Source organism: Streptococcus rifensis (assembly GCF_053203525.1).
Genome location: NZ_JBRUCW010000008.1, coordinates 25,152 through 44,724, shown reverse-complemented (window position 1 = coordinate 44,724; position 19,573 = coordinate 25,152). Strand labels below are relative to the sequence as shown.

General features: G+C 44.3%; 23 protein-coding genes and 1 pseudogene. 1 reads left to right on the top strand and 23 read right to left on the bottom strand.

Annotated elements, in window-relative coordinates; genetic code table 11:
* Positions 1 to 154: 154 nt before the first annotated feature.
* The 10 genes from ACVRYP_RS06105 to trpE all read right to left on the bottom strand — a co-directional run bounded on the left by ACVRYP_RS06105 (position 155) and on the right by trpE (position 8,833).
* Positions 155 to 745: a YpmS family protein gene (locus ACVRYP_RS06105; RefSeq protein ID WP_447467856.1), complete on the bottom strand. Its 591-nt coding sequence runs from the start codon at positions 743 to 745 to the stop codon at positions 155 to 157.
* The gene (locus tag ACVRYP_RS06100; protein WP_447467855.1) at positions 714 to 1,559 is read right to left on the bottom strand and encodes an SGNH/GDSL hydrolase family protein; all 846 of its coding nucleotides are present in this window, start codon (positions 1,557 to 1,559) and stop codon (positions 714 to 716) included. The genes ACVRYP_RS06105 and ACVRYP_RS06100 overlap by 32 nt, the downstream gene beginning before the upstream one ends.
* A complete protein-coding gene (gene fakB, locus ACVRYP_RS06095; RefSeq protein ID WP_447467854.1) occupies positions 1,552 to 2,391 on the bottom strand; it encodes a fatty acid kinase binding subunit FakB in 840 nt (279 codons plus the stop codon). Before fakB ends, ACVRYP_RS06100 begins: the two co-directional genes overlap by 8 nt.
* Positions 2,392 to 2,588: 197 nt before the next feature.
* A complete protein-coding gene (gene trpA, locus ACVRYP_RS06090) occupies positions 2,589 to 3,374 on the bottom strand; it encodes a tryptophan synthase subunit alpha (protein ID WP_447467853.1) in 786 nt (261 codons plus the stop codon).
* Positions 3,371 to 4,582, bottom strand: coding sequence for a tryptophan synthase subunit beta (trpB, locus tag ACVRYP_RS06085; protein WP_447467852.1), 1,212 nt, complete (start codon positions 4,580 to 4,582; stop codon positions 3,371 to 3,373). Before trpB ends, trpA begins: the two co-directional genes overlap by 4 nt.
* Entirely contained in the window at positions 4,572 to 5,159 is a 588-nt protein-coding gene (locus ACVRYP_RS06080; protein ID WP_447467851.1) for a phosphoribosylanthranilate isomerase, read from the bottom strand. Before ACVRYP_RS06080 ends, trpB begins: the two co-directional genes overlap by 11 nt.
* Positions 5,146 to 5,913 (bottom strand): indole-3-glycerol phosphate synthase TrpC, encoded by a 768-nt coding sequence (trpC, locus tag ACVRYP_RS06075; RefSeq protein ID WP_447467850.1) that lies wholly within the window; start codon positions 5,911 to 5,913, stop codon positions 5,146 to 5,148. Before trpC ends, ACVRYP_RS06080 begins: the two co-directional genes overlap by 14 nt.
* Entirely contained in the window at positions 5,910 to 6,914 is a 1,005-nt protein-coding gene (gene trpD / locus ACVRYP_RS06070; RefSeq protein WP_447467849.1) for an anthranilate phosphoribosyltransferase, read from the bottom strand. Before trpD ends, trpC begins: the two co-directional genes overlap by 4 nt.
* Positions 6,898 to 7,479, bottom strand: a complete 582-nt coding sequence (locus ACVRYP_RS06065) for an aminodeoxychorismate/anthranilate synthase component II (RefSeq protein WP_447467848.1) — start codon at positions 7,477 to 7,479, stop codon at positions 6,898 to 6,900. The genes trpD and ACVRYP_RS06065 overlap by 17 nt, the downstream gene beginning before the upstream one ends.
* Positions 7,463 to 8,833 (bottom strand): anthranilate synthase component I, encoded by a 1,371-nt coding sequence (gene trpE, locus ACVRYP_RS06060; RefSeq protein ID WP_447467847.1) that lies wholly within the window; start codon positions 8,831 to 8,833, stop codon positions 7,463 to 7,465. Before trpE ends, ACVRYP_RS06065 begins: the two co-directional genes overlap by 17 nt.
* 591 nt (positions 8,834 to 9,424) lie before the next feature.
* On the opposite strand from trpE, the gene rlmD reads away from it, so the two are divergent.
* Positions 9,425 to 10,777, top strand: coding sequence for a 23S rRNA (uracil(1939)-C(5))-methyltransferase RlmD (gene rlmD, locus ACVRYP_RS06055; RefSeq protein ID WP_447467846.1), 1,353 nt, complete (start codon positions 9,425 to 9,427; stop codon positions 10,775 to 10,777).
* Between the two features lie 304 nt (positions 10,778 to 11,081).
* Here the strand turns inward: rlmD and ACVRYP_RS06050 are convergent, their stop codons facing one another.
* From ACVRYP_RS06050 to ACVRYP_RS05990, 13 genes and pseudogenes are all read right to left on the bottom strand, one after another.
* Positions 11,082 to 11,588 carry a tRNA (cytidine(34)-2'-O)-methyltransferase gene (locus ACVRYP_RS06050; protein WP_447467845.1) on the bottom strand — a complete coding sequence of 169 codons (507 nt, stop codon included), beginning with the start codon at positions 11,586 to 11,588 and terminating at the stop codon, positions 11,082 to 11,084.
* Positions 11,589 to 11,864: 276 nt separating this feature from the next.
* Entirely contained in the window at positions 11,865 to 12,101 is a 237-nt protein-coding gene (locus tag ACVRYP_RS06045; protein WP_447467844.1) for a zinc-ribbon domain-containing protein, read from the bottom strand.
* Between the two features lie 6 nt (positions 12,102 to 12,107).
* Positions 12,108 to 12,353: a membrane protein insertion efficiency factor YidD gene (gene yidD / locus ACVRYP_RS06040; RefSeq protein ID WP_447467843.1), complete on the bottom strand. Its 246-nt coding sequence runs from the start codon at positions 12,351 to 12,353 to the stop codon at positions 12,108 to 12,110.
* A gap of 2 nt (positions 12,354 to 12,355) precedes the next feature.
* Positions 12,356 to 13,078, bottom strand: coding sequence for a pseudouridine synthase (locus ACVRYP_RS06035; protein WP_447467842.1), 723 nt, complete (start codon positions 13,076 to 13,078; stop codon positions 12,356 to 12,358).
* Positions 13,079 to 13,251: 173 nt separating this feature from the next.
* Positions 13,252 to 13,812: pseudogene (gene scpB, locus ACVRYP_RS06030) on the bottom strand (SMC-Scp complex subunit ScpB); the annotation flags it as partial.
* Entirely contained in the window at positions 13,796 to 14,515 is a 720-nt protein-coding gene (locus ACVRYP_RS06025; RefSeq protein WP_447467841.1) for a segregation/condensation protein A, read from the bottom strand. The gene ACVRYP_RS06025 and the pseudogene scpB, both read right to left, overlap by 17 nt.
* Positions 14,516 to 14,640: 125 nt before the next feature.
* Positions 14,641 to 15,384 carry a site-specific tyrosine recombinase XerD gene (xerD, locus tag ACVRYP_RS06020; protein ID WP_447467840.1) on the bottom strand — a complete coding sequence of 248 codons (744 nt, stop codon included), beginning with the start codon at positions 15,382 to 15,384 and terminating at the stop codon, positions 14,641 to 14,643.
* Complete coding sequence (gene cbpB, locus ACVRYP_RS06015; protein WP_447467839.1) at positions 15,371 to 15,841, bottom strand: cyclic-di-AMP-binding protein CbpB; 471 nt, start codon at positions 15,839 to 15,841, stop codon at positions 15,371 to 15,373. Before cbpB ends, xerD begins: the two co-directional genes overlap by 14 nt.
* Positions 15,838 to 16,353, bottom strand: a complete 516-nt coding sequence (locus ACVRYP_RS06010; RefSeq protein WP_447467838.1) for a metallophosphoesterase — start codon at positions 16,351 to 16,353, stop codon at positions 15,838 to 15,840. Before ACVRYP_RS06010 ends, cbpB begins: the two co-directional genes overlap by 4 nt.
* Positions 16,338 to 17,315 carry a nucleoside-triphosphate diphosphatase gene (locus ACVRYP_RS06005; protein ID WP_447467837.1) on the bottom strand — a complete coding sequence of 326 codons (978 nt, stop codon included), beginning with the start codon at positions 17,313 to 17,315 and terminating at the stop codon, positions 16,338 to 16,340. Before ACVRYP_RS06005 ends, ACVRYP_RS06010 begins: the two co-directional genes overlap by 16 nt.
* Positions 17,312 to 18,106, bottom strand: coding sequence for a glutamate racemase (racE, locus tag ACVRYP_RS06000; protein ID WP_447467836.1), 795 nt, complete (start codon positions 18,104 to 18,106; stop codon positions 17,312 to 17,314). Before racE ends, ACVRYP_RS06005 begins: the two co-directional genes overlap by 4 nt.
* Before the next feature lie 49 nt (positions 18,107 to 18,155).
* On the bottom strand, positions 18,156 to 18,392 hold the full coding sequence (locus ACVRYP_RS05995; protein ID WP_307121458.1) for a YneF family protein: 237 nt from the start codon (positions 18,390 to 18,392) through the stop codon (positions 18,156 to 18,158).
* A 103-nt stretch (positions 18,393 to 18,495) separates the two neighbouring features.
* A complete protein-coding gene (locus tag ACVRYP_RS05990; RefSeq protein ID WP_447467835.1) occupies positions 18,496 to 19,530 on the bottom strand; it encodes an oxidoreductase in 1,035 nt (344 codons plus the stop codon).
* Positions 19,531 to 19,573: the final 43 nt, after the last annotated feature.

Below are 19,573 nucleotides of genomic sequence, written 5' to 3'. Positions count from 1 at the left end.
TTCGCTCTAACAAATACTATCATATCTTAAAAAACCTATTAGGTCAAGCAATAAAAGTCTTTTCTGGATTATTTTGGGCTATTTTTTGAAAAAATTCCAAAATTGATAGTACAAAATCCTGAAAATGTTTCCTGTCGATAAATCTGAAGGCCGTTTATTTATGGAAGATTTCAAAAATCAAATGATCATTGTACAGGTCGATGCTGCGGGCTTTAACGGCCATGTCAAATTTGTTTTCCAGATTAGGAAGGTCTACAGTTATCTTTCCTGTTTCTGGGTCAATTAGAATGGCTTTGGGTAGCTTGTAGTTCTTGCTGATGTATTTTAAAATCTCCGATTTTGGCAAAGATAAGGTGCCTGCTGAAACCTCATTAACCTCTAGGACAATCGCACCCGAGTCCTCGCGATAGGGTGAAAAATAGACGTAAAGTGGTATGCGAGCACCGAGGATTTCATAAGCCCCCTCAAACACAACCCGCTTTTCGGTGACGTAAACATCATAGGTAAAGGTCTCCGACTGGAAGTCTTCTAGATAAGCATCTATGGCCGCATTAAGCTGATCCCGTGTTGTTGAAAAAGTCCCTACTTGAAAGTTAGTTGGAACCTCTTGTGGTGTGCGCACTGCTTCTCTAGGCGTCAGCGCTCTTAGAAAAAATACTGTCACTAGGGCCAACTGCACGCCGACTAAACCAATAAAGAGCCACTTCCAACTATTAATCCTCTTGCCAAATGTGATGCGTCTCATCTATTTTCTCCATAATTGCTGCTTGCATGATTTGATACCCTACATTATTAGGGTGAAAATGATCCCCCTCAAAAAGAGCATCGTTCACGACGACGGTCTGACCTTGTTGATTCTCGGTCACCCCTTCTTGGCCATCGATTCCCCGATAGAGGCGATCGTTGATCGGCACGAAATAAACCCCTTCAAACGTAGCCACCGTCTCTTCAGTCGTTGTATTCCAATTATCTATGACCAACTGCATTTCCGTCACTTCCGGGAAATTGAGATAAAAAGGGTTATAGATGCCTAGGACATAGATAGATAGTGACGGATTTTCAGAGCGTGCTTGAGTGATAATCTGACTTAGGCGTTTGCTATAAGCTTGAGCGGGTTCTTCGAATGTTTCTACCGTCAGGCTATCGAGATTGTCTCGAATCACCCGCATGACATCGTTTCCCCCAACCGATAGGGTCATCAAATCGGCTCTAGACAGACTCTCTTGAAGAGCTGTATCCTCAGCCATTCGTTTTAGAATCTGTTTACTGGTATTGCCAGCAACACCATAATTTTCTGCCTCAACCTCATAACCATATTGAAGGGACAGGTTACTGCTGACCAGAGGGACAAAGCCTCCCTGACTAGTAGAATCCCCAACCCCTTCTGTTAAAGAGTCTCCTAAAGCCACATAATAAAAAGGCTCCGTTCTTTCTTCAACCGGAGTTGATCGTAATAACAAGGGCTGGGCTTCTGGAATAACCTGTTGAAAAAAGAAGTAGGCTAGACCAAAACTCACCACTAGCCCAAGAAGAGCAGTCCATGCCTCTCGCTTATTCATAACGCACCAGAACTGCCCAAGCATCTTCTCCCGTATGGGTTTGGATGATAGACCCTGTCTCAAGAACAGAAATTTCCTCAGCTACTAAATGGGAAAGCTTATCTTTCATCTCCATGGCATAATCCTTGACCCCTGCGTAAGAAATGCCAATTTCAGCCACTTTTTTGCCACCTTTTTCAGCCTGTGCAATAAATGAGTCTAGCCATTTTGCAAACGTTTTTGTGCCTCGACCTTTTAAGATTGGCTGTAATTGGTGGTCAACCATTTCCATGACAACCTTAATGTTCAAGAGGGAGCTCATCATCCCTGAAACACGGCTAATGCGCCCACCTTTAACAAGGTTTTCCAAGGTTGAAATGCCGATAAAGAGTTGCGACTTGCTGCGCACTTCTTCAATTTTGGCCAAAATAGCAGCCTTACTCGCTCCAGCCTTAGCCAGTTTAGCAGCTTCAACGACCTGAAACTTTAGGCATTGATCGGTAAAGGTTGAGTCAACAACAGTCACCTCACGATTAGCCAGTAAACCTGCTTGACGAGCCGCTTCGACTGTCCCAGACAGAGCATGGGAGGTATGGATGGAGATTACCTCATCTTCTGAATCACTGATGGCTTCATAGGTTTCGGCGAAAAGACCAACAGGAGGCTGGCTCGTTTTAGGAAGAGCTTTAGCATTCTTCATCAGCTGCAAGAATTCCCCTTCCTTTAGAGTATCGTCTGAGTAAAGCACCCCATCGACCATAACAGACAGCGGCACAATGGTGATTCCAAGATTTGTAACCACCTCAGGTTCAATACTAATACAAGAATCTGTAACGATTTTAATCTTCGACATGTCAGCTTCTCTCCTTCCAAATAACTATTATTAGTATATCAGATTTTAGTCAAAAAGGGTGTTTTTGATAGCCTCTTTTCTTATGGGAAAGCTAATAGCGAGGCATTACCTTCTCTAACTATTTTTCTGAACTGCTGCTTACACACCTCAGTCTGAAATTGCCCAAAAGAGGCCTAATGTTAGGAGCTTATATTGATTTAATCTTTAGCAGAAGCGCTGGCTTCTTGAACAAATTGTTTGACGTCATCTTGCTTTCCTTCAAAGAGGTCTTTTACAATTTTAGAGCCCACGATAACCCCAGAAGATACCTTGTTAAAGCGAGTCACATCTGCCTGTGTTGATACCCCGAAACCGGTTAATACTGGAATGGGAGACAGTTCAGTTAAAGTTGCTAAGTGCTTGTCTAAATCTTCTCGGTACTGATCTGTTTTTCCAGTCACCCCATTGATGGCAACAGCGTAGACAAATCCTTCTGCCGATGCGACTAAAGTCTTTTGACGCTCAAGCCCTGTTGTCAAACTGACCAGTGGGATAAAAGCAAGATCTGTCCCCTCTAAAAGTGGTTTTAGCAAATCTGTATGTTCATGCGGTAAATCTGGGATAATCAGACCTTTAACAGATGTTTCTTTCAAATCTGTCACAACCCTTTCTAAACCATACTGATAGAGCGGGTTCAAATAGGTCATCATCACAAGAGGTACTGGGCTGTCTATCGTTTTCAAGGTCTTGATAATGTCAGCTAAGGTAACCCCCTTAGCCAAACTTCTTAAACCTGCCGCCTCAATCACAGGACCGTCAGCAACAGGATCCGAAAAAGGAATACCAATCTCAATGGCCGCTGCACCAGCCTCACTTAAAAGGGTGATCGTGTCTTGTAGACCGTCCAGTCCTTTTTCATGGTCCCCAGCCATAATATAGGGCACAATGATGCGGTGGCCATCTGCTAGGCGATTTTCTAAGATTTTGGTTAAACGTTTGCTCATGCCTCATTCTCCTTTTGCTGATCTAGTATCGCTTTGACTTGAACGACATCCTTGTCTCCCCGCCCTGATAGGCAGATCAACAGGCTTTTATCTTTACCTAGCTCTGGTGCTAATTTAAGGGCATGAGCAATGGCGTGACTAGACTCAAGAGCGGGAATAATACCTTCTAGCTTAGACAGGGTTTGAAACCCTTCAAGGGCTTCTTGGTCTGTGACACTGACATAGCTGGCTCTTTCAATCTCGTTAAAATAGCAATGCTCAGGCCCAATTCCTGGATAATCAAGGCCTGCTGAAATCGAAAATGCCTCCATAATCTGTCCGGCTTCGTCCTGCAAGACCGTCATCAAAGCTCCATGAAGAACACCTGGGCGTCCCTTGGCAAATGTCGCAGCATGTTCTTCTGTATGAAGCCCTTTACCAGCTGCTTCAACACCAATCATCTGGACACTCTCATCTTCTACAAAGGGATGGAAAAGTCCGATGGCATTTGAGCCCCCACCAACGCAGGCCATGATAACATCTGGCAGTTCTTGACCAGTCTGCTGGGCAAACTGAACTTTTGCCTCTCGTCCAATGACACTCTGAAAATCTCTGACAATTTCAGGGAAGGGTGCTGGTCCAAGGGCTGATCCCATCACATAATGCGTGTCTTCGATTTGCGCCACCCAGGCTCTGAGCGCTGCATTGACTGCATCTTTCAGGACGCGTGAGCCATCTGTGACAGCTTCAACTTTTGCACCCAATAATTCCATCCGAAAGACATTGAGTGCTTGGCGTTTGATATCTTCTTCTCCCATGTAGATGGTGCAATCCATATTAAAGAGCGCTGCTGCGGTTGCTGTTGCCACACCATGCTGACCTGCACCGGTTTCAGCAATGATTCTTTTTTTACCCATCCGCTTAGCCAAGAGTACTTGTCCTAGAGCATTGTTAATTTTATGGGCTCCAGTGTGATTGAGGTCTTCACGCTTAAGGTATATTTTTGCACCACCGAGATGATCTGTTAGATTCTTAGCAAAATAGAGAGGTGTTTCACGCCCTACATAATGTTTAAGCAGTTGGTCTAACTCCTTTTGAAAATTTGGGTCTACTTTAGCTTCTTCGTAAGCGGCCTCTAACTCTAATACTGCTGTCATCAGTGTTTCTGGGACAAAACGCCCACCATATTGCCCAAAGAAACCTTTTTGATCTGGTTGATTATAAGTCATATTTCACCTTTTCTGTAAATTGTTTGATTTTATCAATATCCTTAACGCCATCGGTTTCGACGCCACTGGAAACGTCTACGGCAAAAGGCTTAAAACGCTCAATGGCTTCCTTAACATTATCAATACTGAGGCCACCTGCCATGAAGAAAGAACTTTCTAAGTTAACGCTGTCAAGCCTACTCCAGTCAAAGGTTTTCCCTGATCCGGCTACCGGAGCATCCAAAAGGACAAACTCTGAGTCACTCTCTAGATCACAGGTCTCGCCCGTCATTTGCACTGCTCTTATAACAGGGACAGTAAGCCTTTCCCCCAGATGACTATCAAAATCTCCATGAATCTGGACCATATCTAAGGGTACTGTTTTAATCGCCTCTTGTAACTCCTCTAAACTAGGCGAAACGAAGACACCGACCTTACGGACATAAGCAGGGATCCAGTGGGCCAAACGATGGGCTTGTGATAGAGAAATTTGACGCTTGCTTTTAGCAAATACAAACCCGACAAAATCCGCACCGGATTGCACAGCTGCTTTGACAGCTTCTGGGGTTTTAACCCCGCATATTTTAACCTTTGTCAATACGCAACTCCTTTAATCGTTGAGCCGGAGAAGCAGCCTGCATCAGTGCTGTTCCTACTAAAATACCACTGAAGGCAGGAGCTACTTGACGGGCTTCGTTCTCGGATAAAATGGCTGATTCTGAAATATAGACGGGCCCATCAATGAAGTGGTCTGCTAATGTCAGACTTGTATTTAAATCTGTCTCAAATGTGGTCAAATTCCGGTTATTAATCCCAATAATCTGGGCACCAATTCGGTGAGCGATTTGGAGCTCTTCCAAATTATGGGTCTCAACCAACACTTCCAAGCCTAACTGAGTAGCATACTGGTATAGTTGGCCTAGCCGTTCTTCAGATAGGGCTGCTACAATGAGGAGAATAACCGTTGCCCCTGCATTAAGGCTACGAATGATTTGTTTTTCATCTATGATAAAGTCTTTGGCCAAGGTCGGAATATTGACCTGATCTGAAACAGCTCTTAAATCAGCTATATCTCCTTTAAAGAAGACGGCATCTGTCAAAACGGATATCATGGCAGCACCTGCTGACTCGTAAGCGCGTGCCTGAGCCAAGATATCCACTTCCAAATTAATGTCTCCAAGACTGGGACTGGCTTTTTTGATTTCAGCAATAACTTGCAACCTGTCAGAATGATTTTTGAGATAATCATAAAACCGATAGGTTTCTCGAAGGTTTCCTACTTGCTCCTCAAGTAATTGGGCAACCTCCTCAGTTTTTGCTGCAAGGATATTTGGTAGAAATTGTTGACTCATCGTTGCACCTCCTGTAGGTCTTTTAATTTTTGGTAAGCAGACCCATCCGCTAAGAGGTCTCTAGCAAGGGCAACACCAGCCTGAAGACTGTCTACGCGGCCATTCGCATAGAAGCCTAAACCAGCATTTAAGACTGTCGTTTCAAGATAAGGGCTGGGTTCATTTTTCAAAACGCTGATTAATATCTCGGCATTTTCCTTAGCATCGCCACCTTTAATGTCAGACAAGGTGACTTTTTCCATCCCAAGATCCGCACAGCTAAAGCTATCTTGACTAATTTGCCCATCGGCCAAAAGGGTATAAGTGTTGGTCCCGTATAAGGCTGCTTCATCCATATGATCTGGTCCAGTGATGATCAGGGCCCGTTTTCGACCTAAATCTTGCATGACTTTAGCAACTGCTAAATGGAGGTCTTCCCGATAAATCCCCATCAGTTGGCTTTCCAAGTTTAAGGGATTAGCAAGAGGACCAACCAGATTCATGATAGTAGGAAGGCCTAAAGCCTTACGTGCCGGGCCGATAAAGCGCATAGCTGGGTGCATGGACTGGGCAAAGATAAAGGCCATTCCAACCTCATTAAGGGCCTTAGCAAGGACGTCGGGTTCTGCCGCAACGTTTATCCCAAGTGCTTCTAGGACATCTGCTGATCCTGACTTCGAGGAAATCGAGCGATTACCAGCTTTAGCGACACGTATACCACCGGCAGCAAGAATAAAGGAAGCCGTTGTTGAGATGTTGAAACTATATGACTGATCGCCGCCTGTTCCACAGTTACACATGGCATCAGAGAAGGTCTCAGGTAGTTGCACAGCATGACTTTTAAGCGCCTTGACAACACCGGTTATTTCTTCAGGTGTTTCTCCTTTTGCTTTTAAGCCAAAAAGCAAGGCTGCAATCTGGCTTTCAGAAACCTGACCATCCAAAATATCCCTAAACACCCCTTCGACTTCTGCTGTTTTCAAATCTACTCCAGATACGAGTTTTTCAAAGATTTCTTTCATAGTCCTTAACCACCTTTACAAAATTGTGAATCATCGTTAAGCCGTTTTCTGTACCAATACTTTCCGGATGGTACTGCAGGCCATATATCGGTAACCTGTGATGCTGAATGGCCATGATTTCCTGGTCATCACAGGTTTTTGCGACCACGTCAAAGCTCTCAGGCAATGTTTCGATGACGATGGAATGGTAGCGCATAATGGCACTTTCTCTTGGTAATCCTTCAAACAAAGGAGAACCTATCAACTGCTCCATCTGACTTTGCTTGCCATGCATAGTTTGCTTAGCGAGTCCTAGACGGCCTCCAAAGACCTCTGCAATGGCTTGATGGCCAAGACAAATCCCTAGAATAGGCTTTTTCTCAGCAAAATCTTTGATCAGCTGCTCCATCCGTCCAGCCTCTGCCGGCCAGCCTGGTCCTGGTGAAAAGACTAGGCCATTTGCCTCTTCTGCTAAGCTGTAGAGGTCTTTATCATCGTTGCGACGAACGATAACCTGATCACATTCGCCAAGGTATTGCACCAAATTATAGGTAAAGGAATCATAATTATCAATAACTAATATCATGGCTGTCTCCAATCTTCATCATGCTCTTAGCCTTGTTTAAGGTCTCCTGGTACTCATTAGTGGGCACGCTATCGTTCACGATACCAGCACCAGCCTGGACGTAGGCTTTCCCATTTTTCAAAACCATGGTCCGGATGGCAATGGCAAAATCCATCTCACCATCTGCAGAGAGATAACCAATAGCACCCGCATAAACGCCTCGTTTCTCCTTTTCCAACTCATAAATCCGTTGCATGGCCCTGATCTTGGGAGCTCCAGAGACGGTGCCAGCTGGCAGGGTTGATTTAAGGGCATCAAGGGCCGTCAAGTCGGGACGTAATTCTCCCTTGACAAGGCTGGTCAAGTGCATCACATAACGGAAATACTCAACTTCCATGTATTTGCTGACCTCAACCGTTCCATTCTTAGCGATTTTTCCAATGTCGTTGCGCCCTAGGTCAACCAGCATACGGTGCTCTGCTACTTCCTTCTCATCTGCTAGAAGCTCCTCTGCCAGCCGGCGATCTTCTTCTTCATCGATCCCTCTTGGTCTTGTACCAGCGATGGGATTGGTGACCACTACACCTTTTTTAACCGAAACCAGGCTCTCTGGGCTGGCCCCAATCACTTGGTAGTCCCCAAAATCATAGAAATAAAGATAAGGGGATGGGTTTGACACACGCAGATTGCGATAGTAGGCAAACGGTTCACCTGCTAAATCTGCCGAGAAACGTTGGCTCAAGACACATTGGAACATATCGCCTTGCCTGATCAAGTCCTTGGCTTTAATAACCATGTTTTCAAATTCATCTTGGTCGATATGGTTTGTAAAGGCCAGCTTGTCCATCACCTTAGGAGCAAATTCCTGAGGACTCGCTTGCTTCAATTGGTTGATAATAGCCTCTAGGGCCTCTGCCAAGTCTTCCTGACTACGCTCGGTATAGAGGACATCTTCAACAAGGTGAATCACTTCCTTTTTATGGTCGAATATCATATAAGACTCATAGAGAAAGAAATGCATGTCCGGTGTCCCAATAGTATCCTCAGGAATAGTGCCAATCGCTTCATAAAGACCAATCATGTCGTAACCGACAAACCCAAGGGCCCCACCATTGAAAGGCAGGTCTGTCTTTTCAGGTTTAGCCAAGGTTAGTTGATTCAGCACAACCAAGGGATCCCCGTCAACAGCCTCATCATTGACCGTCAACACCCCATTCTGAAAGCAGACTTCGTAGACAGGATTATAGGCTAGGATAGAGTAACGAGCCGTCTCCTTATCACGAGGAATACTTTCAAGGATGACCTTATGCTCCCCTTTTATCCTCATATAAGCTAAAATCGGACTTAAAACATCTGCTGGTAATGTGCGCTTCATAAGATTCTCCTTGTTTCATTTGGTAATAGAGTTAGAATTTATCAAACTCTTCGAGTCAGTTTATAACTCTCTAAAAGCTGCTACGCAATCGTTAAGAGGGGGGTGAACATAGTCTTTCCTGCGGAAAGCTATATCCGTTGCTCTAAGCACTTGTCTTTTTTTAAAAGCCAAGTTACTAAGAGCAACAGAAAACCCTCGCATACTTAGTGTATGCGAGGGCGTTATGGTAAAATAACACGGTACCACCTCGGTTGATGGGCTCAATTGGATAGTCCTATCCCATCATCTCAATCTCCTCCAACAAGGAGCTGCACGGTAAGGGGTGCCTACCGGATTCACATGTGTTAGAACCCATTATTAACAATCAGCCCAATTTCACCATGACCTGCTACTTGTTCACAATAACCACAAGCTCCCTGAAAACAAATCCTTGATTACTTTTCTGATTTGAATTTAATTATACACGTTTTTAGACAGCTGTCAATAGCTTTTTACAAAAAATGTAAGCGTTCCTCAAGAAACCGAACGTTCTTGAGTCACAGAAATACCCTTTTCCCTCCACACTCTCTCTTCCCATGTTATAATAAAGGTATGACTTTAACCATTAAACAAAACATACCTCTTAAAATCAAGCGTCTCGGCATCAATGGCGAGGGCATTGGCTTTTATAAGAAAACCCTGGTCTTTGTCGATGGGGCTCTCAAAGGTGAGGAGGTCTTCTGCCAAATCACTGAGGTCAAGCGTAATTATGCGCAGGCTAGACTTCTTAAAATTAACAAGCCGTCTAAATTCCGAGTGGAGCCAGCTTGTCCGGTCTATCAGGCCTGCGGGGGCTGTCAAATTATGCACCTGCGTTACGATAAGCAACTGGATTTCAAAACAGATTTGCTCCGTCAAGCCCTAAAAAAATTCCAACCCCAAGGCTATGAAAACTTTGACATCCGTCCTACGATTGGGATGGCCGATCCGACCCATTACCGGGCCAAGCTACAGTTTCAAGTTAGGAAATTCAAGGGCAAGGTAGTCGCTGGCCTCTACCAGCAAAATTCTCACCGCCTGATCGAGCTGAGAGACTGCTTGGTGCAGGACGAGACAACCCAAGCCATCATCAATCAGATCAGTCTCCTGCTGACCCGCTACGATGTGCCGATTTACGATGAGCGTAAGATTGCCGGAGTCCGAACAGTCATGATTCGAAAGGCTGATGCGACCGACCAAGTTCAGATTATCTTCATCGCTTCAAAACCGGTCAACCTTGACTTTGTCATCCGTGACCTGACCAAGGCTTTTCCTCAGATCGAGACGATTGCCTTTAACTTGAACAAGTCCAAAACCAGCGAGATCTACGGGGACTATACCAAGATTCTCTGGGGCAAGGATAGCATCGAAGAAGGGGTTTTGGACTACCGCTTCTCCCTGTCTCCACGCGCTTTTTACCAACTCAATCCCAAGCAGACCCAAATCCTTTACGGCGAAGCCGTCAAGGCCTTAGACGTGACCCCAGACGATCACCTCATTGACGCCTACTGCGGGGTTGGCACCATCGGTCTCGCCTTTGCTGGAAAAGTGGCCTCTATCAGAGGGATGGATATTATTCCTGAAGCGATTGAGGATGCTAGGGCAAATGCTGCGCGCTTAGGCGTTACGGACAGTCACTATGAGGCTGGTCCTGCGGAGGTTATCATTCCCAAATGGTACAAAGAAGGCTACCGCGCCACCTCTCTCATCGTGGACCCACCACGAACAGGGATCGATGACAAGTTGCTGGAGACCCTTCTGAAGTTTAAACCGGAAAAAATGGTTTACGTCTCCTGCAATGTCTCGACCCTTGCTAAGGATCTCGCCAAGCTAGTCAAGGCTTATGAAGTCAAGTATATCCAATCGGTCGACATGTTTCCCCACACCGCAAGGACTGAGGCTGTTGTTAAGCTAGTGCGCCGATAACAGAATGACAGATCACTTTAATAATCAAAAAAACAGGAACTCGCTCTAGCTAAATGGAGCAAGTGCCTGTTTTTTTAAAGATTCGTAAATGATTGATAAATTTCACCAACCCACTACAGTTGACAAAGAGCCCTAATGGAAAGCTTCATGAATTTTCCAAATCCGTTTAGTACTCCTCAACTGATTTGATACAAACGCGAAGACGCCCCTTATGATTGATACTGGCTAACACCTCACAAAGGCCTCCCTCTGCTGCCTAAATGGTGTGAGAAGGAGGCTTTTTCTGATGCCTTTGTTAACGTCTTTATTTTAATTTGTCTTTATCATAGGTATGTACTAACTCCAGCCCAGCAAAATGCTGCTGTCGCAGAGCTTCATAAACAATCATGCAAACTGTATTGGACACATTGAGGCTACGAACATGCTCATCATTCATGGGAATCCGGAGGGCCTCTTCAGAATGAGCTCTCATAAACTCTTCTGGTAGGCCAGTGTCCTCGCGACCAAAGATAAAGTAATGGTCCTGATCATCCGCATAGGACTCTTCAGAATAAATCTTGGTAGCAAACTTAGAAATCAAATGCAACTGTCCTTGGCACTGTTCCAAAAAATTCTCAAGCGAATCGTAAAAATAGACCTCTAACTTATCCCAATAATCAAGGCCAGCCCGCTTCATTTTTCGATCATCAATGGGAAAGCCCATAGGATGAATAATATGGAGGGGACTATTGGTCGCTGCACAGGTCCGAGCAATATTGCCCGTGTTCTGTGGGATTTGAGGTTGAAAAAGTACGATGTGATTTCGTGTCATAAGAAATGTTCCTTCATGAGTGATAGGCAGGAGAATGCGTTGAAAAGATCCTTATTAAAAACTCTCTCTAAAAAAGGTTGCCTAAAAAATAAACGACGCCAGTCGGAGTCATGCTCAGCAACTGGCGTAGTCAGCTATTGGTTAACTTAAATCACAACAGGTTTGATGTAAGCCAATCAATTTCACTTTTTAGTATATCACTCTGAGAGCTGGTGTCAAGGGATTTGCACTATTTTTTACGGCAATTTCTGAAAAATTCTTGATTTTCTTTAAACATTACCTCACCAAGGCCTCTTTTTGCTCCTTGGTTAGTTCATGTCCATAGCCACAAATCGGGCAGGTCAGGTAGTACTTACGCCCATATTTAAAGAGTGGAATCCAAAAAAGCGTGAAACGTCGCCCGATCTCCATGACCTGCATCTGAACTGCGTTATTGCAATGGGAACAGTCGATCATTGCACCATGCTGCCCTAAAATATCTTGATAGCCCTTGCTACCCCAAATAATAAACATAAGATCCTACTTTCTATACGCCCTATGACGACGTAAGGTAAAATGATCCGGTACCGGATCGTCTCCGACAGAACTTAGAGGATGGCATCGAAAAATACGGCCAATCCCCATTAATACCCCTTTAAGACCATGCTTTTCAATGGCTTCTATCATGTAATTCGAGCACGTCGGCTGGAAGCGACAAGATGGTGGGCTAAGAGGTGAAATGCGTTTTTGGTACCAACGGACCAAAGAGATGAGTACTTTTTTCATGATTATTTTTGACGAACAGCTAATTCGTGAAGTTTGGAAATGTCTTTCTTATTGAGACGTCGTGCTTCTCCTGGACGAAGACCTGTCAAGTCAAGATTCCCAAAACGTGTCCGTGACAATTTATCCACTGGAAGGCCAACAGCTTCAAACATCTTCTTCACCTGATGGTTACGGCCCTCATGGATGGTCAATTGAACCACTGAACGACCTTTCACTGGGTCCACTTTCAAAATTTCATAAACTGCAGGTTTGGTTTTTTTACCATCAACCACCACCCCACGGGTCAACGGACGAAGGTTTTCCTTATTGGCTACCCCCTTGACACGCGCCACATAGACCTTATCAATCTCATTACGCGGATGAATCATTTCATCCGTAAAGTCTCCGTCATTGGTCAGGATTAGAACCCCAGTCGTATCCCAGTCAAGACGGCCAACTGGATAGATGCGTTCTTTTACCTGCGGCAATAGGTCAATGACTGTCTGACGCCCCTTGTCATCTGACACCGACGAAATCACCCCACGTGGTTTATGGAGCAAGTAGTAAACCTTCTCTTCATTGTAAATTGGTGTGCCTTCAACTTCGACACGATCCCCAGACTTAATGGTTGTAGCTAAATCAGTGATGACCTGACCATTAACTGTTACAAGCCCCTGTTTAATAAGCTCTTCTGCCTTTCGACGACTCGCTACACCCGCATGGGCAATAAATTTATTGATACGCATTTATCTTTCTCTTTTTCTTTTTGGCAATAGCAGAGCTAGGACATGGCCTACTCTGGCTCAGCAATAAAATCAGCTGACTCTGTCTCTCTAAGCCCTTCTGCCTCTGGCAGATCCTTTTCCGACAAGTCCGATTCTTTTCGTTCTGCGAGATCTTTTAAAGCATCCAAATCCTCGTCAGGAAGATCAGCTCGTTCCACGAAAAGTTGACTCTCTTCCCCTTCAAGCTCTAGCTCGCTCACCTCTGGTAACTCATCCAAGCTATTAATGCCTAAAAAATCAAGAAAGTGTTCCGTCGTTGCATAAAGTCTTGGACGTCCAATCACATCTTTGGTACCGATTGAGGCGACTAATTCAAAAGTGACCAATTTTGACAGAGCTGCACTAGAGTTAACGCCCCGTATATCATCGATTTCAAGCCGCGTAATTGGCTGTTTATAGGCTACTATTGATAAGGTCTCAAGCAGTGCTCTAGACATGGTTTGATTAATAGGAGTTCTCGAAAAACGTCGCAACAGGTCAGCATGGTTTTCCTTGGTGACCAAGCGGTATTTATTAGACGATTGAATGAGAGCCAGGCAGGACTCCTCATCGTCTTTATATTTTTGAGACAATTTCTCTAAGGATTGGCTAAGTCCAGTTGGGGGGAGTTCTAAAACGTCTGCCATCTGGCGTAAACTCAATCCCTCTTCCCCTGCAATAAAGAGCAGGGCTTCAATTTCAGCTAATCGACTCATGGGTTACCTTTCTCAAATACACTGGCCCAAAAGGTTCTTCTTGGGTTGCTGTTATCATCTGGGTCTTCATTAATTCCAGGGTTGCTAAAAACATGGTAATCAACTCACTCATGGATTGGCTAGCTTGGAAAACATCTTCCAAGCGCAGTTCTCGTTGCTCTTCAAATCGAGACTCGATATAGGCCATCATGTCCTCAATTTTGAAGTCATCAGCTGCAATCGTCGTGTGGCTCCGTTTAAACTCAGCCTGTTTTGCAGTCATAACCTGAGAAAAGGCCAAAAAGATATCAACACTCGTCTTATCACGCTTGAGGGTGACATCTTCATAGACTAAGTCCTGCTTGGGTTTAGAGAAATATTGGGCCCGCCAATCATGCTGGTTGGACAACTTCTGACTCAGTAACTTAAACTTCCGATACTCTTCAATTTGATTGATCAAATCAAGTTCAGGATCTGCTTCCTCAGGTGTTTCAGCGACAACCTTGGGCAAGAGTTTTCGGCTTTTAATCAACATCAGCTGGCTTGCCATCAGCATATAATCACCAGCTACCTCTAACCGCATCGCTTGAAGGGTTGCAATATAGGCTAAATACTGTTCTATGACTTCAGTGATCGGCACATCGTAAATGTCCATCTGGTATTTAGAGACCAAGTGAAGCAAGAGGTCCAAGGGGCCCTCAAAATCTTTTAATTTTATATCCATTCTTATTACCAAGCGTCACCGCTTTGTTACACCTTTTGCTGTAGTTGTCGTCTAAAATCTAAAACCGAATGAAAAAATTCTTAAAGGCTATGAGGATAAGAGACTTTCCTCAGCTGGCTTACGGATTACTTCCAATATTTTTCCAGTGTGACTGTTGATTTTAAACCTAGGGTTTTAGCGACTTGTTCAAGACTTAACCCACGCTCTAATTGTTCTAAAATGTATTGTTCTCGTAATTTTTGCGCAGTCAGCTCAGTTAAACCAAGCATTTTTAAATAAAGGTTCAACTGATTAGAAAACCATTGCCTAGAGTAAGGGCGCTCATTCTTTGCAAACAGTAAACCTTCCTTAGGGAGGTTATTGAGAAACGGGAGAAGCTGGTTAGGTAATTTCAAAACACGCTTATCCGAGCCACGACGAACCGTTATAACCTTAAAGTCTAACTCTAAATCAGTGGCCTTGAGTTGAAGAATCTCACTAGGCAGTAGACCCAGTTGCCATATCAACAGTGCCAAAAGTTGGCCAGTAGCGTAGGCTGTTTCTTGCCATAAGATGGACAAATCCATCAGTTTTGGTTTCGACTTGTGAATGACTTGATCCATTCGCGTTGTAACGGATAAACTCAATTTATGGTACTGTTTTAACTGTCCGGTCTCATAGAGGAAATACAGGAATTGATTGACTGCCGATAATTTCCGTTTTTGAGCTGTTGATTTCAAACCTCCCAAAAACTGCTGGTAATGCCTTAAGGTTCCAGCTTCAATATTTCCTTCAACAACTTGTCTGAACTGCTCCAAATCATAGCGATAAGCCATTTCTGAATTGTGAGATAAGTCCTTTTGATTCAAAAAATCGTCAATGGCGGTCATGCTTTTCCTCGATATCATAGCTATCAGAAAACTCATGCAACATACTATTGATAGCCTTTAAGATAGCCTTTCGCGTGATAATGCCTTTGAAGAAACCGTCCTTATCAACCACAGGGAGAAAGGATTCATCAATCAAATCATGCATGACCTGAGTCAAACTGTAAAAATCACTGACAAAAAGAACATCTGTCTTAACAATTGATCCGATATCTTGGTTGAGGTCTTCATCAGACAATTCATTTTCCAGCTGATGGCGAATAATCTCTGTCAAGCCAATTGTCCCCACAAATTTACCTTCTTTTGTCACAACAGGGACGCGAGAATAAGCCATATGGGTTAAGACCAGCTTGGCATGATCCATGTTATGGGTATCAATGAGGACGGCTAGATTTTCCGCTGGGGTTAAAAAAGTTTCCTCTTGTGACCGTAAAAATTCTTTAAAATGTGCATTTATCATCGTTTCAAATCCCTTGTTAAAGCTGGGTAGGTTTGGTGATTGCGATCCAAAAATTCAATGTGGTAATGATCTGGGTAAATATCCAGTTGAGCATACAGTTTTTCTTGAATCATCCCTCTGGGCTGGCTGATTGAGCCAGGATTAATAAAGAGACGCCCTTCGCGCATATCAGCTGCCGGTATATGAAGGTGACCATAGAGGCAAATAGCTGCTTCTACTTCTTCTGCCCAATAATCCAGTCTGGTCCACCCATAGTTTATACCATAGAGATGGCCATGCGTCTGAGCTATTCGTAGCCCTGCAATATCAAGGGTGACCCTTTCTGGGAAGGCTGCCCAATCACAATTGCCTTTGACCACATAAATGCCATTCCAAAGGTCATCATTAGCTTCTAGTTCAGAGTCCCCATTGTGAAAAATAGCATCCACTTGGCCCTGATAGCGCTTTTTGATTTCTTCTACGATAGTACGGTCACCGTGAGAATCACTCATAATGATCAATCGTGTTGCCATGTTGGAAAGACCTCCATGAGTTTTTTCAGTGCTAGGGCACGGTGAGACTGTGTGTTTTTCTCTTCAGTGGTCAATTCTGCCGCCCGCTTTCCAGAACTTTCCACGATAAAGAGGGGGTCATAACCAAAGCCATACTCTCCTTGACTGTCAAAGGCAATAAAGCCTGGCCAGTCTGCTTCGACCACTAAACTCTCTTTCCCTGGTTTTGCCAAAACAAGCGTGCAATGAAACTGTGCACTACGATCTTTTTGATCAAAGACGACGGACAGTTCATGCAATAGCTTCTGATTGTTTTTGGCATCCGTCGCATCTGGCCCTGAAAAACGAGCCGACCACACCCCTGGCAAACCACCCAGAGCATCCACCTTCAAGCCCGAATCGTCCGCAAGGACAATCTTTCCTGTCAACTCCGCTATCGTCTCCGCCTTTAAGCGGGCATTTTCTTCAAAGGTTGTGCCTGTTTCTTCGACTTCAGGCAGCTCTGGGAAATCATTAAGGTTTTGCACACCATAGCCTAGCTTAGCGAAGAATTCCTGAAACTCCTTAGTCTTGCCTTCATTTCGTGTTGCGACTAAAATGCTGTCACCAAGAGAATCGTCTTTCCCCAAAAATGCAGACAGACTGAGTCCCTCTTTGGGAATGTGAATACCGTGTAATTTATCCTGCTCAGATATTAAGAAAGCGCCTCTAAATTGACTAGCTTTTAATTCTCGCCCCAGTTCCGAATTTATCATATCAATCACAAAATTTAAAAATAGATTTGCAGATTGATAACGAATAACAGTCAATGTTGGTCCGCCAGTCCTTTCACCTAGTTTGTTCAGAAAAGAGCGCAGACTGTCTTCAAGTATTGAAACTTCCTTTAAAGGGACAGTCTGATAGTAGATAGAAGCCTCATAGGGCGACCATTCTCCTATAAACCAATTATGTTCGTCTTTATATTCATAAATTTTTTGACTCATAGTTCAACATGCTCCACTTCTATCCTCTGACCTAGCCAACTTTCTGCGATTGCCTGAAAGGCATCTGGACTGGCCGTTGTGTAAAACTGATGATTTGTTTTGATAGCATCCCGCGCCGCATTGATTTCAAAATAATTAAGCAATACTGAAATATCCCGAGCTGTTTCAGCACCGCTATCGATTAACTTGACTTGAGGCCCCATAGCGTTTTGGATAATAGGGCGTAGCAAGGGATAGTGTGTACATCCCAAAACCAAGGTATCCACCTGTCCCTTGAGAGGCTTGAGGGTCTCGTAGACCACTTTCTTTGCTAGACTCGAATGCATTTCATTAGATTCGACTAATGGCACAAATCTAGGACAAACCAGACTCGTCACCTCAGTTTCAGGTGACAGCGCCTGAATTTTTTGACGGTAAATATCTGATGTAATAGTCATCTGGGTACCTAGCACGCCAACTTTACCAGATTTTGTTGATTTGATCGCTGCCGAAGCGCCGGGTAGAATCACTCCAAGGACAGGAATATCTAGTTTAGCTTTAATTTCTTCCCAAACAACAGAGGTCGCCGTATTGCAGGCTAAGACAATCATCTTAACATCTTTTGTCAGGAGGAAACGCACCATTTCCCAGGTGTAGTCCCGAATTTGTTCAGCAGGTCTCGGTCCATAGGGCGCTCTTGCTTGATCTCCCACAAAAACAACACGCTCATGAGGCAATTGGCGCATGAATTCACGGACGACTGTGAGGCCTCCGACACCCGAATCTAAAAAACCAATCGGTCTATTGTCCATGCTTAATCTCCAAAAGAGACTGGGCAAAACCCAGTCCCTTCTCATATCCTTATTTTTTCTTGATAGCGTCTTTTTGAGCCGCTTTGATTTGACGGTAAACTTGTTGCACCTTGGCTTCGTTAGGCTTTTGCCCCATTGAAGACATCATAGCCCGCACTGCATCGACAGTGAGACGAGGATTTTCAGCAAAGTCTTTTTCAACTTGCTTACGAACCAAAAAGGCCCCTAAAAATGTACCACCTGCCAAAGCAAGGACAATCAATAAAATCGCTAAACCAGTATTCATCTAAAATCACTCCTAAGTTTTAATCCTTTTCATTATACCAAAAAGAGGCAAATTAAGAAAGTCCTAGAAGCTGTTTCCTTAAATTTTCACAGGCAGTTTAAGGCTAGCGAACCTGACCTCTCATATAAGAGTGATTGTAGGGCTGGTAATCTTTATCATGAAGGATTTCAGCAGCATCTGCCAACCAATTGACATTGCGAATCAGGGCCCGCCCCTGCATGATAAGATCAGCTTGTCCAGTCTGCAAAATATGCTCACAAAGTCCTGGGTTATCAAGGAGCCCAACCGCAGCAACCGCAGCATCACTTACAACTTGTTTAATGTTAGTCGCAAAGGGGACCTGATAACCCTGATAAACTGGGATATCTGGGCTAGCATCGATCACTCCTCCCGTAGAAATATCAATGCAACTAACACCCAAAGTTTCTAACCAGCTAGCAACCTCTTGCCACTCTGTCATCGTCGTCTCCCCAGGACTGTAATCCTTGACCGATAGCCTAACCCAAATCGGACCCGTAAAGACGGTTTTAACCCCTTCTATGATTTCTTTGAGTAGGCGAAAACGGTTCTCCAAGTTCCCACCATATTGGTCAGTTCTCTGATTAGTCAGTGGCGATAAAAACTGGTTAATCAGGTAACCATGCGCTCCATGAAGCTCAATCATATCATAACCTGCTCGTTGGGCCCTAGCAGCTGCTGCTACAAAAGCCTCCTTTATTTCACTAATACCTGCTAGCGACAGGGCTTCCGGTTGCCCATAGTCTTGATTAAACGCCAGTGCTGATGGTGCCAAAGGAGTTGCAACATCCTTAGCCTTTCGCCCAGCATGCACGAGCTGAATGCCAACTTTACTGCCTAGAAAATGGAGCTGATCAACCAAATCTGTTAAACGTTCCAATTGCTGGTCATTCCAAATCCCTAAATCTCGATTAGACAAGCGTCCTTCTGGGCTGACTGCTGTTGCCTCTTGGATAATTAAGGCAACGTTAGCAATCGCTCTAGCTCCGTAATGCGCAAAATGAAAGGGAGTTGCAATACCATCTTCCTCATGAACCTCATACATGCACATCGGTGCCATTACCACACGATTTTTCAAGTCTAACCCTGCGACAGTTGCAGGAGATAAAAGCATACTCATCTCAAAACCTCCTCAAGCTTTTTTCCCATTGTAGACCTTTTGA

Excerpts from the sequence above, each read along its gene's own strand:
- ACVRYP_RS06105 (WP_447467856.1), bottom strand. The coding sequence starts at position 745 with ATGAGACGCATCACATTTGGCAAGAGGATTAATAGTTGGAAGTGGCTC.
- trpD (WP_447467849.1), bottom strand. The coding sequence starts at position 6,914 with ATGAAAGAAATCTTTGAAAAACTCGTATCTGGAGTAGATTTGAAAACA.
- yidD (WP_447467843.1), bottom strand. The coding sequence starts at position 12,353 with ATGAAAAAAGTACTCATCTCTTTGGTCCGTTGGTACCAAAAACGCATT.
- ACVRYP_RS06050 (WP_447467845.1), bottom strand. The coding sequence starts at position 11,588 with ATGACACGAAATCACATCGTACTTTTTCAACCTCAAATCCCACAGAAC.
- xerD (WP_447467840.1), bottom strand. The coding sequence starts at position 15,384 with ATGACCGCCATTGACGATTTTTTGAATCAAAAGGACTTATCTCACAAT.
- ACVRYP_RS06100 (WP_447467855.1), bottom strand. The coding sequence starts at position 1,559 with ATGAATAAGCGAGAGGCATGGACTGCTCTTCTTGGGCTAGTGGTGAGT.
- ACVRYP_RS06005 (WP_447467837.1), bottom strand. The coding sequence starts at position 17,315 with ATGAGTCAAAAAATTTATGAATATAAAGACGAACATAATTGGTTTATA.
- trpC (WP_447467850.1), bottom strand. The coding sequence starts at position 5,913 with ATGAGTCAACAATTTCTACCAAATATCCTTGCAGCAAAAACTGAGGAG.
- ACVRYP_RS06045 (WP_447467844.1), bottom strand. The coding sequence starts at position 12,101 with ATGTTTATTATTTGGGGTAGCAAGGGCTATCAAGATATTTTAGGGCAG.
- cbpB (WP_447467839.1), bottom strand. The coding sequence starts at position 15,841 with ATGATAAATGCACATTTTAAAGAATTTTTACGGTCACAAGAGGAAACT.
- trpB (WP_447467852.1), bottom strand. The coding sequence starts at position 4,582 with ATGACTTATAATCAACCAGATCAAAAAGGTTTCTTTGGGCAATATGGT.
- trpA (WP_447467853.1), bottom strand. The coding sequence starts at position 3,374 with ATGAGCAAACGTTTAACCAAAATCTTAGAAAATCGCCTAGCAGATGGC.
- rlmD (WP_447467846.1), top strand. The coding sequence starts at position 9,425 with ATGACTTTAACCATTAAACAAAACATACCTCTTAAAATCAAGCGTCTC.
- ACVRYP_RS06025 (WP_447467841.1), bottom strand. The coding sequence starts at position 14,515 with ATGGATATAAAATTAAAAGATTTTGAGGGCCCCTTGGACCTCTTGCTT.
- ACVRYP_RS06065 (WP_447467848.1), bottom strand. The coding sequence starts at position 7,479 with ATGATATTAGTTATTGATAATTATGATTCCTTTACCTATAATTTGGTG.
- ACVRYP_RS06010 (WP_447467838.1), bottom strand. The coding sequence starts at position 16,353 with ATGGCAACACGATTGATCATTATGAGTGATTCTCACGGTGACCGTACT.
- ACVRYP_RS06035 (WP_447467842.1), bottom strand. The coding sequence starts at position 13,078 with ATGCGTATCAATAAATTTATTGCCCATGCGGGTGTAGCGAGTCGTCGA.
- ACVRYP_RS05990 (WP_447467835.1), bottom strand. The coding sequence starts at position 19,530 with ATGAGTATGCTTTTATCTCCTGCAACTGTCGCAGGGTTAGACTTGAAA.
- fakB (WP_447467854.1), bottom strand. The coding sequence starts at position 2,391 with ATGTCGAAGATTAAAATCGTTACAGATTCTTGTATTAGTATTGAACCT.
- racE (WP_447467836.1), bottom strand. The coding sequence starts at position 18,106 with ATGGACAATAGACCGATTGGTTTTTTAGATTCGGGTGTCGGAGGCCTC.
- trpE (WP_447467847.1), bottom strand. The coding sequence starts at position 8,833 with ATGAAGCGCACATTACCAGCAGATGTTTTAAGTCCGATTTTAGCTTAT.
- ACVRYP_RS05995 (WP_307121458.1), bottom strand. The coding sequence starts at position 18,392 with ATGAATACTGGTTTAGCGATTTTATTGATTGTCCTTGCTTTGGCAGGT.